Here is a 14,497-nt window from a genome sequence, read left to right on the forward strand (position 1 = left end):
CGGGTTCCGTTGCCGGGCTCGGTCGCGGGCCCGTCCTGGAAACCTCGCAGTTGGAACAGGCACGCAGCAATGACCAGTGCCCGGCGGACGTCTGACATGGCGGCCTTCCGCCACGACCCGGGAATGCAGGACGAGAAAAACGGCGGCGAAGGTGGCCCAGGACAGGAGGAACTCGAACGACTGGCTCGAGAAGTTCCCGCCGATGACGTCGGGAATCAGGCCGAACACGCTGCGCGTGTTCCGCACCAGCCACACGGCAGCGAGCAAGGAGTGAGCTTCCTCCGCTTCGACGGACACCATGGGTGTGGTGGTCAGGCTGCGAGTGCGGTCTCGTACTCGCCGGGGCTGAAGTAGCCGAGGCCGCCGTGCAGTCGGTGCACGTTCGGCTCACCCGCAAGGGCCCCGGTCCGACTGGGCGAAGCTGAACGGCGTCAGGTTCCGCTTGCTTCGTATGCCTGCCACCGATGCGAGTACCCCTCTCGCAGTGGACCGCCGATCAGATCCAGGAGCTCCCTGACCGCGACTGTCAACGGGGTTGGATCAGCCCGTTCTGCCACAGCCTGGTATCCGTCCAGCAGCGCCGTGCCCAGATCTGGGTCCGCCGCAACGAGCCGGCGGGGCAGCCATTTGCCGATTCCTGTCCACGCGCCATGGTGAGCAGTGACGAGTCCGGCAGCTTCCCGAACCACATGATCAGCAATGACAAGTTGCTCGTGGCGGCTGGTGCGCGGGGTGTCAACCAGGTCGTCGAAGTAGCAGGTCAATACATAGCGGCCGTGGCGCCACTGCTCTGCTGTCAGGGCCGGTGGGCCCTGGGCGACGACCTCCTCTGCCAGCTGACGAGTCCGGGCCACATGCCCGTAGGGGTCGGTCAGCGTTACCCCTTGGGCATAGACGAAGACCACGGTCGCCCGGCGGCGAGCACGGTCCCAGTCGAAGAACTTGGGCAATTCCCCCACGGAGTTGAGGAACAGTTCTGCAAGGCGTCCTTCGTGGCGGATCACCTCTCGGCCGCTTCCAGCAGGGTCCGGAAGGAGGACACCGATGTCGAGGTCACTGGTGGGAGTGGAACGGCCTTGGGCGGCTGACCCGGCGAGAACAGCCCCGAGCGCCTGTGGGAACAGTTCGCCTACCAGGCGACCAGCCTGAGCCAGCGCAGCTTCTTGATCACTCATGGGCATTCATCGTGCCAGGCCAAAGACCTCGTCTCCAGACCCAGGCAGCCGAGGCTCGCTGTCTGATGCGCCAGGACGGCACTCGTCGGGACTCGCTGTTCTACAGCGGGCTGGTGGATGAGTGGCCTGCCGTGCGCGACAGGCTGCTCACCAGGATCGCGGCCAAGTCCACCGCCTGATCGCACAGGTGCCTGCACCTGCGCCATCAACGGGCGGTTGTGACTCCTTCATCGGGCCGGCGCGGGGTGTTGGCGGCGAGCAGCTCCTGCAGGAGTTCGACGATGAGATCGGGCTGTCCTACGAACGGGGAGTGGCCCGTCTGCCACTCGCGCACGTAGGTGCAGCGCCAGGCCATCTTCTGCTGCAGGACCGGGTCGATGGCCCGGTCCTGCGTGCAGACGATGTAGGTGGAGGGAGCGTGCTTCCAGCTGTGGCGTTCTGGGATGCCTCGCCCGCAGCCGGAGGCTTGCGCACGCAGCAGGCCAACCGCCCAGGCGGCGAGAGGTTCGGGACAGTCGCCGTAGAGGGTGCCCGCAGCCCGGTCGGGGTACAGGCTGGTCGAACCGTCGGGCTCAGGGTTGATCGCGTCCTGGAGCTGCGGGGACGCGCCACCCAGAGTGGCCGCGCTCTCGCCGACATCCGGCACGAAGGCCGCCAGATAGACCAGGTGTCCCGCCCCGCGGAGCCCAGTGATCACTGACCCGCCGTAGGAGTGACCGAGCACGATCGGAGGCTCCGGTAGCGCGTCGATGACTGCCTGGACCGCGGCTGTGTCAGCCGACAACGAGCCCTTGTGGAGCTCGGGAACGACGACCTCGGTGCCTGCGGTGCGCAAGGGTTCTGCCACCAGGGCGAAGTGTTCGGGGCGGTGATACAGGCCATGAACGAGCACCACGGCGGCCAATGCGCGCGTCTCCTCGGGTCGGTGTCAGACGAGTGATCCACGGTGGGTCAGCCGTATCGCTGCAGCAGTCCGTCCACGTACGCCTCCAGCCGTTCTGCCAGCACATCGGACGTCAGATCGTGCCGGCCCAGTTCACGCCACGGTCCGGCCAGTTTCGCCGCGTCGGGGCAGTAGTGCAGGGCGTCGAGCAGCCGCCAGTACAGGTGGTCGAGGTTACTGGCGAGGCCGCGGCCGCCGTGTGCCTCGTACCGCTCGCGGAAGTCCAGCCCGTACGCCGGCCCGTGCAGCAGCGCGAGCGCGGTCGAGCAGTGCGCCACGTCCAGGTCGGCAGGTCCCCACGAGGTCTCGACCCAGTCCACGACTCCGGTGATCCGCAGCTCGGGACCGGCTCCCGTGAAGAGTACGTTCCCGGGATGGAAGTCGCGGTGCAGGAAGCAGCCGTCGTACGGCGGCGGGTCGCGGCGGATCACGTCGACGGCCCGCTCCCACAGGGGGCCGTCCGGGGTGCGGACGCGTTCCGGGGACGTCCACGCCTGGTACGTGCGCGGCCTTTCGTCCGGTACGACGCTGTGGATGCTGACCAGCTGGGCCGCGAGCAGGTCCAGGCGCCGGTCGAGGTCGTCCTCGTCCACGCGGACGCGGCCGGGCAGCGCGGACATCAACAGGGTCGGGTGGTCGCAGTGTTCGGCCGTGGCGTCCACGGCGACGAATTCGGGCGCCGGGATGCTCTCCTGCCCGGTGAGCAGCGTCAGGACGGACGCCTCGCGGGCCAGCAGCCCGGGCCCGTGGTGGCGGAAGAACGGCTTTACGAAGGTCCGTTGCACCAGGGCAGTGCCGTCGTCGAGCGTGAGTCGGCGCATCTGGGAGCTCCAACCACCGGACAGGAGGCTCAAGCCGGTGACCTCGCGGCCGTTGCCGAGCTGCTTGGCGACCCACGCATGCGTAGCTGACCAGCCCTGGTCGTCGAGGCCGGTCAGCACCGCCTCCACGAACTCCCGCCGGTCCTCGCTGTGATCGCGGAACCACATCCCCAGCTGGTGCTGTGCGTCCGGAAGGTCGAACCGTGTGTACTGGGAGCGGGCGGCCAGCGCGTCCTGTACGGACTCGGTCACCGCGGCCGGGATGACCGCGTCCGTGCCCGGTACGGCGAGCACCGCCCGGCCCTCGTACGCCCGCAGCACCTGAAGCGCGGACGCCTCCCGCCAGCTGTCCGGCCGCCGGATGGTCCCGCTGAACCGCCCGTTCCCTTCCTCGAAGGGCACGTCCCAAGCCGCGGCGGTGTATACGGCGGGCGCGCACAGCCCCAGCGCCGCCACCCGATCCCCGTAGTGGGCGACGAGATCCGCCACGGTCTGCCCGCTCATGCTGAAACCCACCAGGACCAGCGGCCCCTCCGCCCCGCCATACGCGTCGATCACCGCGACGGCCTGCTCGAACCGTCGCCGCAGGCTTGACTCACTGAGCCTTCCGGTGCTTTCGCCGTGCCCGGAGAAGTCGAAGGCGACCCCTCGGCAGCCGTGGGCCACGAACTCCTGTACCAGCGGGAGCAGTCGCTCCATGCTGCTGCTGCCCGCGCCATGCAGCACCACGGCGGTGACCCCGGAGGGGTCACCGCCGTATACACCGCTGAGCCGTTCACCGTCGTGGTCGTGCGTGAAGTCGAAGAGCATGCCCCCTATTCACTCACGCCGTGGCCTTCGTCTTCTGGGAGTATCACCGCCGGCACCCGACCCCTGGTCGTCATCTGTTCGGGGATGGGAAGGTTTGAACGTCAGGCCACGGCATCAAGAAAAGCACCACGCGATGGCGCTGCCGGACACCCGGGCGTTCAGAGACGAAGCCACCTTGCTTCGATCGTGGGGTTTGAGCCCTGCTCCACCCCGTTCGCCGCACAGGGCCGGTCGTGGGCATCCGCCTCATGCCAAATCGGGTTCTGCCTCGGCGTACGGGCTGAGCATGGTGTCGAAGTAGCCCTCCGGGGCTTCCTCCAGGAAGGTCAACAGATTCTCCAGGAAGGCGCGCAGCGGGGGCGTCGCGTTGTGCCGGTCCAGGTCTTCCTGGGAGCGCCAGACCTCGTACAGGAAGAAGCGGCCGTCCTCATGCTCGTGGAGGTGATACTGCAGGTTGCCGGGCTCTTGCCGGGTGGGTTCCACGAAAGAGGAGAGGATGCGCCGGACCTCGTCCGCGCGCTCCGGCCTGGGGCGCAGGAAACCGTAGAGGGCTATGGGGCGACCTGTGTTCGTCATGATCCTCACGCTAAGATCTCACACCAGTGTGAGATTCAAGGGGATGTGAGGAGCACCACATGAAGATCGGCGAGCTCGCCGCCACAACGGGTACCTCCGTCCGACTACTGCGCTACTACGAGGAGCAGGGCCTCCTGGAGCCCTACCGCCTCGACAGCGGCCACCGCCGCTACGGCGACAGCGCCCCCGCCGTCGTCCGGCGCATTCGCGCGCTGCTGGATGCCGGCTTGCCGACCCGCGTCATCCGCGACCTGCAGCCGTGCATTCGCCAAGACGGCACGGTCGCCGGATGCAAGCTGGAGACCCTCCAAGAACACCTCGAGGGTCTGGACGACCGGATCTCCGCGCTGTCGGAAACCCGCACCTCCCTGGCCGGGCTCATCTCCGCCACCCAGGCCCGCGAACAGATGCTCGTTTAGGGCGGCCTATCGCCGACGTCCGCGAAGGCCAACTCGTTTGAGAGCGATGCCACATCGCAGTCTCAAGCCAACCGGCAGGCCCACAGGTCAGAAGCCCCGCCGCAGCACCTCCCTCCCTTGTCTGGGGTTACGCCTTCCTACCCGTCTCACTCTCCGCGCGCACGGATCATGGGTGAGCTATCCTGCGCGCATGCGCGGACAGTTCACCGGCTGGCCGGAGCAGGCCATGGACGTGTTGTGGCAGCTCCAGGGCGAACCGACCCACGCGACCCGCGAGCGCTATCGCGCGGACCGCGAACGCCTGGTCCGGCAGCCGATGATCGCCCTGCTCAACGAGGTCGCGGACACCGACCCCCGGTACGAGGACTTCTCCGTCTGGCACTACCGCACCGACTCCTGGTGGTGGCAGCACCAGGGTGCGGTGATCCGGCTCGGCCGCAAGATCGAGATCGGTCTCCGGTTCTCTTTGGACGGCCTGCGGATCCAGGGCGCCTGGTGGTACCCCGATCCCGGCCAGGTGGACATGTTCCGCAAAGCCGTGGCCTCCGAGGGGAGCGGCCACGAACTGTCCGCCATCGTCGAGGACGTGCGGAAGAAGGGCTACGACATCTCCGGGGACGTGATGAAGCGCCCCCCGCGCGGCTATCCGACGGACCATTCCCGTACGAATCTGCTGCGCCACCGTTCGCTGATCGCCGCCCGTCCCCTCGGCTGCGAGGAGTGGCTGCACACCCCCGAGGCGGTCGACCGGGTCCTCTCGGCCGCCGCCGACCTGGACGCCCTGCTGATGTGGCTGGTCCGCCACGTGAAGCGCGCCGCCTGACATCACGAGGGCACCACGCGGCACAGGAGGAAGAAGTAGTGGCGGCGTGCGCGCCGGTCGACTGGGCGAGACAGCCTCGGCGACCAGCTCGGGGAACTCACCGCCATCGCCGGGAGTCAGTACCGGAACCACCTGTACTGACAGCCCGAGGAGGGGACGACACTCCTGCACACGGGCAGGAGCCGGCCCCTTTTCCTGCCGCACGAGTGCGGATTCCCCAGGAAGGGGAAGTCGCTGCGAAGGTCGGCGTGGGGCCGCAGCCCGTCGTGGGGCACGGCACCGTTGCTCAGCTGGGCGATCCCCATGGTGATGACCTCGTCGGCGAGGATAAGGCCGTTGGGGAATCCTTCGACGCTTGTGCAGTCGCACGCCGGAAGGTCGGGGAGCAGTCCCTCCGCGAGAGTGCCAGCCTGGTCCCTGGGGTGGCCCGCGGGCTCGCAGACGAAACCGGGCACGTCGGCGACTGAACAGCCCGCGCCACTGGCAGCCCGTGAATCACACACGCCACACAGGCCCGCTCCAGTAGTGGCCCGTTGCACTCCCAGCGATCGGTCGTCAGGATGCACGGGACGACAGCAAACCATCCCGTCGCCTGCGACCAGCCACCGTCCACGCCTCCACCGTTCAGTGACGACCCGTCAGTAAAGTCGGCACTGAGTCAGCATCAGTCCCGCCAGAACACGCCTTCGAGGGTCACGGACCGTCAAGATCAACAACCCGCGCCCTGACGTCTGACCTGCAAAAACCCTGGTCAGAGCCCACTCTTATAGCCTTGCTGGGAGATACCGTTGAGAATGCTCATCAACGTCCCCGAGACCGTCGTCGCCGACGCGCTGCGCGGCATGGCCGCCGCCCACCCCGAGCTGACCGTGGACGTCGAGGGCCGCCTGGTGGTGCGGCGTGACGCGCCCGTGGCCGGGCGGGTGGGTCTTGTGTCCGGGGGCGGGTCGGGGCACGAGCCGTTGCACGCCGGGTTCGTCGGGCCCGGGATGCTTGCCGCGGCCTGTGCCGGGGAGGTGTTCACGTCGCCCGTGCCGGATCAGATGGTGCGGGCCGCCGTCGCCGTGGACAGCGGGGCAGGGGTGCTGTTCGTCGTCAAGAACTACACCGGTGACGTGCTCAATTTCGCCATGGCGGCCGAGCTCGCCGAGGACGAGGGCGTGCAGGTCGTCCAGGTGCTGGTCGACGACGACGTGGCCGTGGTCGACAGTTCGTTCACGGCAGGACGACGGGGTACGGGAGCGACCCTGTTCGTCGAGAAGATCGCCGGGGCCGCCGCCGACGAGGGAGCTCCCCTGGAGCAGGTGGCGGCGATCGCCAGGCAGGTGAACGAATCGTCCCGGAGCTTCGGCGTGGCGCTCAGTGCCGTGACCACACCGGCCAAGGGCAGCCCCACCTTCGATCTGCCGCCGGGTGAACTGGAGCTGGGGATCGGGATTCACGGCGAGCCGGGGCGGGAGCGGCGCCCGATGATGACCTCCGGGGAGATCGCCGACTTCGCCGTGAACGCCGTACTCGACGACCTTCGGCCCAACGGGCCGGTGATCGCCCTGGTCAACGGAATGGGTGCGACGCCCCTGCTGGAGCTGTACGGGTTCAATGCCGAGGTGCAGCGCGTCCTCACCGAGCGCCACGTGGCCGTCGCTCGTACGCTCGTCGGGAACTATGTGACCTCGCTCGACATGGCCGGCTGCTCGGTGACGCTCTGCCAGGTGGACGAGGAGCTGCTGCGGTTGTGGGACGCGCCCGTGCAGACGCCGGCCCTGCGATGGGGCCGTTGAACCGCGCTTGCGCCCGTGGATCACGCTTGCCGGACAAGGAGATGATGTGCTCGACTCCGCATTCTTCCGCCGCTGGATGGCTGCCACGGCCGTTGCCGTCGACCGTGAGGCGGACCGGCTGACCGAGCTCGACTCGGCGATCGGTGACGCCGACCACGGCAGCAATCTGCGGCGCGGGTTCGCTGCGGTGACGGCCGCGCTGGAGAAGGACTCCACGCCGACCCCGGGGGCCGTACTCATGCTTGCCGGACGGCAGTTGATCTCTACGGTCGGCGGGGCGTCAGGGCCCTTGTACGGGACGCTGCTGCGGCGTACGGGAAAGTCCCTGGGCGACGCGGCCGAGGTGTCACCGGAGCAGTTGGCCGAGGCGTTCGGGACCGGCGTCGCGGCGGTGGGTCAGCTGGGCGGTGCGAAGGCCGGTGACAAGACCATGCTCGACGCACTGCTGCCGGCGGCCGACGCGCTGGGCATGTCGTTCGCCGCGGCGCGGGAGGCGGCGGAGGCGGGTGCGCTCGCCACCGTCCCGCTGCAGGCCCGCAAGGGCCGGGCGAGTTATCTGGGTGAGCGGAGCATCGGGCATCAGGATCCGGGAGCGGCGTCGTCCGCGCTGCTTGTCGCGGCGCTCGCCGAGGCGATCGCACCGCGCGCGCACGGCGAAGACGGCGGGGGCGGCGCATGAGTGCCCCGCAGCAGGTCGGGATCGTGCTGGTGTCGCACAGCGGGGCGGTGGCCGAGTCGGTCGCCGAGCTCGCGCGAGGTCTCGCGGCGGGCGGGGCGACGGCGCCCGTAGCCGCTGCCGGGGGCACACCCGGCGGTGGTCTCGGAACAAGCACGGAGCTGATCGCCGAGGCCGCCCGGTCGGTCGACGGCGGCGCCGGCATCGCGGTGCTGGTCGACCTGGGGAGCGCGGTTCTCACGGTGAAGGCCATGCTCGCCGAGGGTGACGAACTGCCGGAAGGCGCACGCCTGGTCGACGCGCCGTTCGTCGAGGGCGCGGTGGCCGCCGTGGTCACCGCCTCGGCCGGCGGCGACCTGGCAGCCGTGGAGGCGGCGGCCACGGAGGCGTACGACTACCGCAAGGAGTAGGGCGGCAGGACGAGGATCGTCGAGTGGGCCAGCCGCGCCCGGCGGATCGCGGAGTGTGCGGTGCGTGGTGTGCTCCGTTCGCGGGGGTGATCCTGCGGTGCGGAGACCTGTCCGAGCGGTCGCGGGTTCCTGGCGAGAAACGTGCCGGACGCCGTTCCTGGCTAGGAACGGCGCCGGGCGCCGGGCCGGGGTGGATGGTGTTTGGTCCTCCCCCGCCCGGCGCCCGGCCGTTGTGTCACGCTGCCGAGGCGGCCTCCGCAGCAGTGATGGCGATGTCCACCCGGCTCGTCGTACCGTTGACCGTCACCGCGAGCGTCACCGTGCCCGGGCGCAAGGCCGTGAGGGTGCCCGTGGCGGGGTCGAGTACCGCCACGTGGTGTCGGCGGGCTCCCGACTCGCGGCCGATGTGGACGTTCGGCGAGGCCGTCCAGTCCGCGCTGAGCGGGAACGCGACCGGGACCGCACGCGCGCCCTGGGTGACGGTCGCCCCGACCTCGGCGCGCTCGCCCGCGGCGAGGGCGGCGGGGGCGTCGAGCGCGAGGGCGTCGACATGGGCGCGGGTCTGCGCCGAGACCCAGTCGGGGGCGCCCTGCCACGGCCGGTGACGCGCCGTCTCCTGCTCCTCCGGGGTGACGCGGTCGGCCCCGATGAGGGACCAGCCGGTGAAACCGCCCTCGTCCGCCGGGCCCGCCGGTGCCTTGCCCGCGTTGCCGTTGATCAGATACGGAACACCGTCGACGTGCGAGGCGTGGAACACCCCGACGTGGCTGCCGATGAGGGCCGCTCCCTTGCCGGTCGTACGACGGAAGTCGGCGAGCCACCGTTCGACGAGGGCGGCCTCCTTGCGGTCGCCGAGCTGGCTGCCCTTCTGCACGGTCGGATCGCGCGGCGGTACGTGCTCGATCAGCATGACGGAACCGATGCCCGTGTCCTGCGCGGCAGCGTCCAGTTGTTCCCGCAGGTGCTTGATCTGGCCGAAGCCGCCGCCGCGCAGGCTCAGGCTGGAGGTGTCCAGCGTGATGACCCGGGTGCCCTTGTGGTCGAAGGTCCGCTGGGCCGCTCCGAATTCACCGACGAAGTTGTCGATCTTCCCGCCCATCACCTCGTGGTTCCCCGGTACGTAGTACCAGGGCAGCGAGTCCCCGAGTTCCTCGGTGAGGATGCGGCGGGCGAAGGCGAGGTCGGCGGGCGACCCCTCGTCGACGAGGTCCCCGTTGACGACGAGGAAGTCGGGTGCCGCCGCCTTGATCTCGCGCAGGGTGCGGCGGGCCTGGGCGACGATCGCGCTGTTCGGTTCGCGGGCGACGAACTGGGCGTCCGACATCACCGCGAACTGCCAGTCCCTGCGCTGGGTCACCGCCGCCGGGTCGATCAACGGGTCGTCGGTGGCGGGCTGTTCGGGGAGGGTGACCGTGGGCGGCACCTGGGCGGCCAGGTCGTCGATGACGATCTCGCCGGTGTACTGCCGGGCCGCCGCCGTCTCGGCGAGATAGAAGCGGAACACGGTCAGGGGCATCGCGATGCCCGGCGGTACGGCGAAGGTGACCTGCCGCCAGCCGGTCCAGGTGATGTACGGGCCCCGCAGCAACTGGTCGGATCCCGCGGCGTCCTTGAGGTGCAGGGTCGGCCAGGCGCCGTTGCCGTCACCCTTGATCCACAGCGTGTACGACTGCGGCTGCCCCGGCACGGCGATCGGCTGGGGCGGGGCGGCGTAGGCGGCGCGGGTGGCCGTGGACTGGGTGAAGTCGTAGCCGATCCTCAGCCCGGTGCCGGTGTGCCCGTCGGGTGTCGCGGCGAGGAAGCCGCTCGCACGGGCCTGGCTGAACTTCCACGACGCGGCGTCGTCGAAGGAGGAGACGGCCTGTTCGGTGAGGCCGACGCTGACGGCGAGGGCTGTGGTGGTGCCCGCGACGGTCGCCCGGATCTGTCCCGCGCCGCTGCCGGTGCGGGAGGTGACGGTGAAGGCGCCCTGGCCGTCGTCACGGACGTCGAACAGCGCGTGGTCGTAGTCGAGGTCGACGTCACGGGGTTCGACGGGGGCGCTGGTTCCGTGGGCGTCGAGGCCGACGATGCCGAAGGCGCCGGTGGCATCCGCGTCGGCGAGCCCGACGCGGCGGGTGGTGGGCTGGATGCGGGCGAGCCGGTCGAGCACGGTCAGCCGTGTGCTGCCGCGGGCGGCACCGTTCCGGGCGACGACCTCGGTCGTCCCGCTGCGGCGTGCGGTGAAGAGGCCGGTGCTGTCGGCCTTGCCGACGGCCGCGCTCACGGCGTTCCAGCGCGGGGTGCCTGCCGCGGGGCCGTAGGTCTCGTCGTATCCGTCGGCGGTGAGCTGCCGGGTCAGGCCGGGGAAGACCCGCTCGGGGTGTCCGCCCCGGACGGGGTCGTCGCCGGGCGCGGCGCCTCCCGGTGTGCGGGTCTCCACCCAGAATCCGGTGAGCCGGCCGCTGCCGTCGGGCGCGGTGAGGGCGAGGCCGTTGGGGACGGTGCGTTCGGAACCGTCGGACGGGCTGTTCTCCACCTGGAGCGCATCGCTGCCGGGCTCGCGCGCCACGAGCGTCGAGGAGCCGCCGCCGTCGAGGTTGAGTGCGCTGTACGAGCCCGCGCGCCGCATCATCGTCGCGAGTTCGGTGAGCGTGACGCCGCCGCTGTCGGCCTGCCGGCCGTCGACGGTGATCACCTGCATCGTGCGGCCGTCCTTGGAGAAGCCGACGGCGGTACGGGGCGCGGCGGTGTTGTTGCCGCCGCCCTCGTGGTTCTGGGCGACCCCGTCCACGACGAGGAGTTCGCGGCCCCCGACGGCGGTCCGCGGCACGGGTCCGCTGTCGGTGCGGGCGCGGTACTCCAGCGACACCGGGTCGCCGGGACGCAGGGCGGCCAGCAGGGCGGCGCCCGCCTCGCGGCCGACGAGCACCGTGGTGCCCTCGGGGACGGGGCCCGATCCCGGGGCGTGCGACACGGAGACGACCTTGCCGTCCCGTACCGCCGCTTCCGCGACGGGCGTCGCGGCGTCGACGGTCAGCGCGCGGTCGGCGCTTCCCCAGGCCGAGGTGTACGCGCCCACTCCCCCGGGCGGCACGTTGGCCGCGTTGTACGCGGTCAGCGGGTGGTGGCCGGACGGGAGGGTGAGGGTTCCGTCGAAGTACAGCTCCAGGACTCGCCCGGCGCTCTCCGGACCGAGACCGACCGCGCGGTGGATGCCGGGGGCCGGGGAGTGGACGGGCACACCGTCCTTGATGCCGGGTCCCTGCGGTGCGCCGGTCTGGTTGATGTCGAAGAAGTCCGCGTTGATGGCGGCGACGGTCCGGCGACCGCTGCCGGGATCGTGCGCTGCGGCGAGCTCGGAGACCGTACGGCGCTCCGCGACCTTGCCCGTCGAAAGGTAGTCGGCACGCACTCCGCTGCCGTCGAGGTCGACGGAGAGGCTGTCGACCCGCAGCCACTTGTCCGATTCGAGGCGGTCGTACGAGGTGAGGTGCACGCCGGGGGCGACCGGGCGGGAGGTGCGCGCGGTCTCGATGCCGTCGCCGTCCACGACGGATTCCGTTGCCACGCCTGCCGCGTTGCTCGCGGCCGGCGGGGCGATGGGCCGCAGGACTTCGGCGGCGTTCGCGGGACGGGGGTCCGGGTTCGGGTCGGCGACCGCGGGGGTGATCGCCCCGGCCACGGTCGCGGACACCGTCGCGAGCAGCACGAGCGACCGCACCACGGTGCCGGATCTGCAGATTCCCACAAGTCCTCCTGGGGTGGGGCAGGTTACGCGCGCAGTAAGCGCTGTCGGCGGACAGCATGGCCGCACGCGGAGCGACGCACCAGAGGGCAACGGGGACAACAGGGGAAACAGTTCACGGCGGCCCGGTGATCAACATGATCATCCGAAATACCTCGCGCCAAGGCGTGCTGAGTGGCGTTGCCCGGTTCCCGCCAGCAGACTTGACGACATGTCGACGGGCAAGCGTAGTGCGGGACTTCTCCTCTTCCGGGTCGTGGACGCGGAAAACGCCCCGGACGTGGAGGTTCTCCTCGGCCACATGGGTGGCCCCTTCTGGGCAGGCCGGGAGGCGGCGGCCTGGTCGGTGCCCAAGGGCGAGTACACCGACGGGGAGGAACCGGAGGCCGCCGCCCGCCGGGAGTTCACGGAGGAGCTGGGGCTTCCCGTTCCCGAGGGCGGGTGGGTGGCGCTCGGTGAGATCCGCCAGGCGGGCGGCAAGACGGTGACCGTATGGGCGGTGGAGGGGGAGGTGGATCCCGCCCTGGCCGTACCGGGGACGTTCACCATGGAGTGGCCGCGCGGCTCGGGCGTGCAGCGGGAGTTCCCCGAGATGGACCGCTTCGCCTGGTGCACTCCCGCCGAGGCCGCGGAGCGGCTCGTGGTGGCCCAGCGTGTCTTCCTCGACCGGCTGAGGCGTCATGTGCGGGGCGGGGACGCCCACCCCGCAAGCCCGGCGTGATCGGAACGAGAGACGGGTCTGGTGCTCGGATGCGTTGCGTGCGGGCGGTGCACCGAGCTGCTCGATCGCATTCCTGAGCTCCGCGGACGCACCGCGAACGCACCGCGAACGCTCCGCAAACGCTTGTCGATCACCCGCCGGTGGCCCCGCTACCGGCGGCCCTGCTCCGGTGTCCGGTCCGGCTGCGACCGCTCTGTCCCCGCCCGCTGTGCGTCGGTCGACGGCGCGACGCCCGGACGTACGCTGCCGTGGCCCAGGCAGCAGCAGGAGCGGGGTGGCTCCACACCGTCGGTGACGGGCCGGCGCTGCCACGTGCTGACTGGGCTCGGTGCACTCTGCGTACGGCGCCGTCCGCCGGAGGAACGGCTCGGGCTCCCGCCTCCTGCCTACCGCTTGCGCAACAGCGCGCAGACGAAGTTCTCCTCCACGGTCCGCAGCCGCTCCAGCAGTTCCGGCTTGTTCGTCTTGTTGACCTGGGTGGTGAGGGAGACGGTCAGCGACCGCTTTCCGTCCGGGGTGGCTGCGACCAGCTGCGTGTAGCCGGGGAAGTTACCCGTGTGGCCGTAGACCACGCCGCACCGGGTGGTGTACCGGAAGATGGCCAGACCGGCCTTGTTCCTGCCGGGGCCCGCGGGTTCGGATGCGCCGTTCACCCAGTTCAGCTGCTGACGGCGTGTCCGGTCTGAGATCAGCTTTCCGCCGGCGTAGCCGCGGATGAAGGCCGTCATGTCCTTCGGCGTCGAGAGGATCCCGCCCGATGCCCACACACCCGACGCACTCAGTGCCTCGCTGACGTCCTCGGTCGGGTTCGGCGGGGTGACGTCGTAGCCGTGCATGTACGGCTCGGGCATCCGGTAGCCCTGCGGCAGACTGGTCCTGCGCAGCCCCAGCGGGCGGTACACGAGCCGGGCGAGCAGATCTTCGTAGCGGCAGCCTGTCGCCGCCTCCGCCATCAGCGCCACGGCGATGTTGTCGGAGTTGGAGTAGGCGTACCGGGCACCCGGACGGAACGCCAACGGCTCGTCGGCCACGAAGTCCAGCAGTCGGCGGGAGTCGAAGTGGCGCCGCGGGTTCTCGGTCACCAGGTCCAGGAACTCCTGGTCGGTGGTGTAGTCCGGCAGTCCGCTGGTGTGGTTCAGGAGCTGCCGCAGCGTGACCCGGTGCCATGCACGCGGCAGCCACGGAAGCACCTTTCCGATGGTGTCGTTCAGACGCAGCTTCCCGCGGTCGACGAGCTGGAGGGCGACCGCACCGCTGTACGCCTTGGCCGTACTGGCGATGCGCATCTGGTCGGTGACCTGGATCGGACGATCGGTGCCGGTCTCGGCGACACCGGCCCGGTAGACCTCGGTGCGTGACCCGCGCTTGAGGACTGCGATCGCTCCGGGCGGTCCGCCGGGCGCGGTGGTCAGTTCCTGCAACTGCCGTCGCAGTGAGCGGTTGTCGTAGGCGGTGGCGTCCGCGGCCTGGGCCGGGGCATGCACCAGCCCGGCCGTGCAGGCAGCGGCCAGAAGAGCGACAAGGGGCAGGCGGACCTGTGGGGAGCTGGGAACCGGCACGGGAGGACTCCTGAGACGTGAGTGCGGTGGGAGTCCCACCTTCACCCGTCACTCAG

The 14,497-nt window shown here is 70.3% G+C and carries 13 protein-coding genes; 7 read left to right on the plus strand and 6 right to left on the minus strand.

The window, feature by feature from the left end:
* Window positions 1-431: 431 nt before the first annotated feature.
* Complete coding sequence (locus OG230_RS02290; protein WP_328908441.1) at window positions 432-1,175, minus strand: nucleotidyltransferase domain-containing protein; 744 nt, start codon at window positions 1,173-1,175, stop codon at window positions 432-434.
* A gap of 11 nt (window positions 1,176-1,186) precedes the next feature.
* Between OG230_RS02290 and OG230_RS02295 the strand changes: the two genes are divergently transcribed.
* A complete protein-coding gene (locus OG230_RS02295) occupies window positions 1,187-1,354 on the plus strand; it encodes a hypothetical protein (RefSeq protein WP_328908442.1) in 168 nt (55 codons plus the stop codon).
* A 26-nt stretch (window positions 1,355-1,380) separates the two neighbouring features.
* On the opposite strand, the gene OG230_RS02300 is transcribed toward OG230_RS02295, so the two are convergent.
* The 3 genes from OG230_RS02300 to OG230_RS02310 all read right to left on the minus strand — a co-directional run bounded on the left by OG230_RS02300 (window position 1,381) and on the right by OG230_RS02310 (window position 4,325).
* Window positions 1,381-2,079 carry an alpha/beta hydrolase gene (locus OG230_RS02300; RefSeq protein ID WP_328908443.1) on the minus strand — a complete coding sequence of 233 codons (699 nt, stop codon included), beginning with the start codon at window positions 2,077-2,079 and terminating at the stop codon, window positions 1,381-1,383.
* A 47-nt stretch (window positions 2,080-2,126) separates the two neighbouring features.
* Entirely contained in the window at window positions 2,127-3,749 is a 1,623-nt protein-coding gene (locus tag OG230_RS02305) for an alpha/beta fold hydrolase (RefSeq protein WP_328908444.1), read from the minus strand.
* A gap of 246 nt (window positions 3,750-3,995) precedes the next feature.
* Window positions 3,996-4,325, minus strand: a complete 330-nt coding sequence (locus OG230_RS02310; RefSeq protein WP_328908445.1) for a putative quinol monooxygenase — start codon at window positions 4,323-4,325, stop codon at window positions 3,996-3,998.
* A gap of 59 nt (window positions 4,326-4,384) precedes the next feature.
* On the opposite strand from OG230_RS02310, the gene OG230_RS02315 reads away from it, so the two are divergent.
* The 5 genes from OG230_RS02315 (at window position 4,385) to OG230_RS02335 (ending at window position 8,434) form a co-directional block, all read left to right on the plus strand.
* Window positions 4,385-4,744, plus strand: coding sequence for a MerR family transcriptional regulator (locus OG230_RS02315; protein ID WP_328908446.1), 360 nt, complete (start codon window positions 4,385-4,387; stop codon window positions 4,742-4,744).
* 190 nt (window positions 4,745-4,934) lie between these two features.
* Window positions 4,935-5,567, plus strand: a complete 633-nt coding sequence (locus OG230_RS02320) for a DUF2461 family protein (protein ID WP_328908447.1) — start codon at window positions 4,935-4,937, stop codon at window positions 5,565-5,567.
* A 788-nt stretch (window positions 5,568-6,355) separates the two neighbouring features.
* Window positions 6,356-7,348, plus strand: a complete 993-nt coding sequence (dhaK, locus tag OG230_RS02325) for a dihydroxyacetone kinase subunit DhaK (protein WP_328908448.1) — start codon at window positions 6,356-6,358, stop codon at window positions 7,346-7,348.
* 46 nt (window positions 7,349-7,394) lie between these two features.
* Window positions 7,395-8,027, plus strand: coding sequence for a dihydroxyacetone kinase subunit DhaL (dhaL, locus tag OG230_RS02330; protein ID WP_328908449.1), 633 nt, complete (start codon window positions 7,395-7,397; stop codon window positions 8,025-8,027).
* Complete coding sequence (locus OG230_RS02335) at window positions 8,024-8,434, plus strand: PTS-dependent dihydroxyacetone kinase phosphotransferase subunit DhaM (protein ID WP_328908450.1); 411 nt, start codon at window positions 8,024-8,026, stop codon at window positions 8,432-8,434. The genes dhaL and OG230_RS02335 overlap by 4 nt, the downstream gene beginning before the upstream one ends.
* A gap of 235 nt (window positions 8,435-8,669) precedes the next feature.
* Here OG230_RS02335 and OG230_RS02340 read toward each other — a convergent pair whose 3' ends face one another.
* Window positions 8,670-12,164, minus strand: a complete 3,495-nt coding sequence (locus OG230_RS02340; RefSeq protein ID WP_328908451.1) for a phosphodiester glycosidase family protein — start codon at window positions 12,162-12,164, stop codon at window positions 8,670-8,672.
* Between the two features lie 208 nt (window positions 12,165-12,372).
* Between OG230_RS02340 and OG230_RS02345 the strand changes: the two genes are divergently transcribed.
* Window positions 12,373-12,882 carry an NUDIX domain-containing protein gene (locus tag OG230_RS02345; protein WP_328908452.1) on the plus strand — a complete coding sequence of 170 codons (510 nt, stop codon included), beginning with the start codon at window positions 12,373-12,375 and terminating at the stop codon, window positions 12,880-12,882.
* A 386-nt stretch (window positions 12,883-13,268) separates the two neighbouring features.
* Here OG230_RS02345 and OG230_RS02350 read toward each other — a convergent pair whose 3' ends face one another.
* On the minus strand, window positions 13,269-14,441 hold the full coding sequence (locus OG230_RS02350; protein WP_328908453.1) for a serine hydrolase domain-containing protein: 1,173 nt from the start codon (window positions 14,439-14,441) through the stop codon (window positions 13,269-13,271).
* Between the last annotated feature and the right edge of the window lie 56 nt (window positions 14,442-14,497).

Origin of the sequence: Streptomyces sp. NBC_00234 (genome assembly GCF_036195325.1) — a bacterium.
GTDB lineage: Bacteria > Actinomycetota > Actinomycetes > Streptomycetales > Streptomycetaceae > Streptomyces.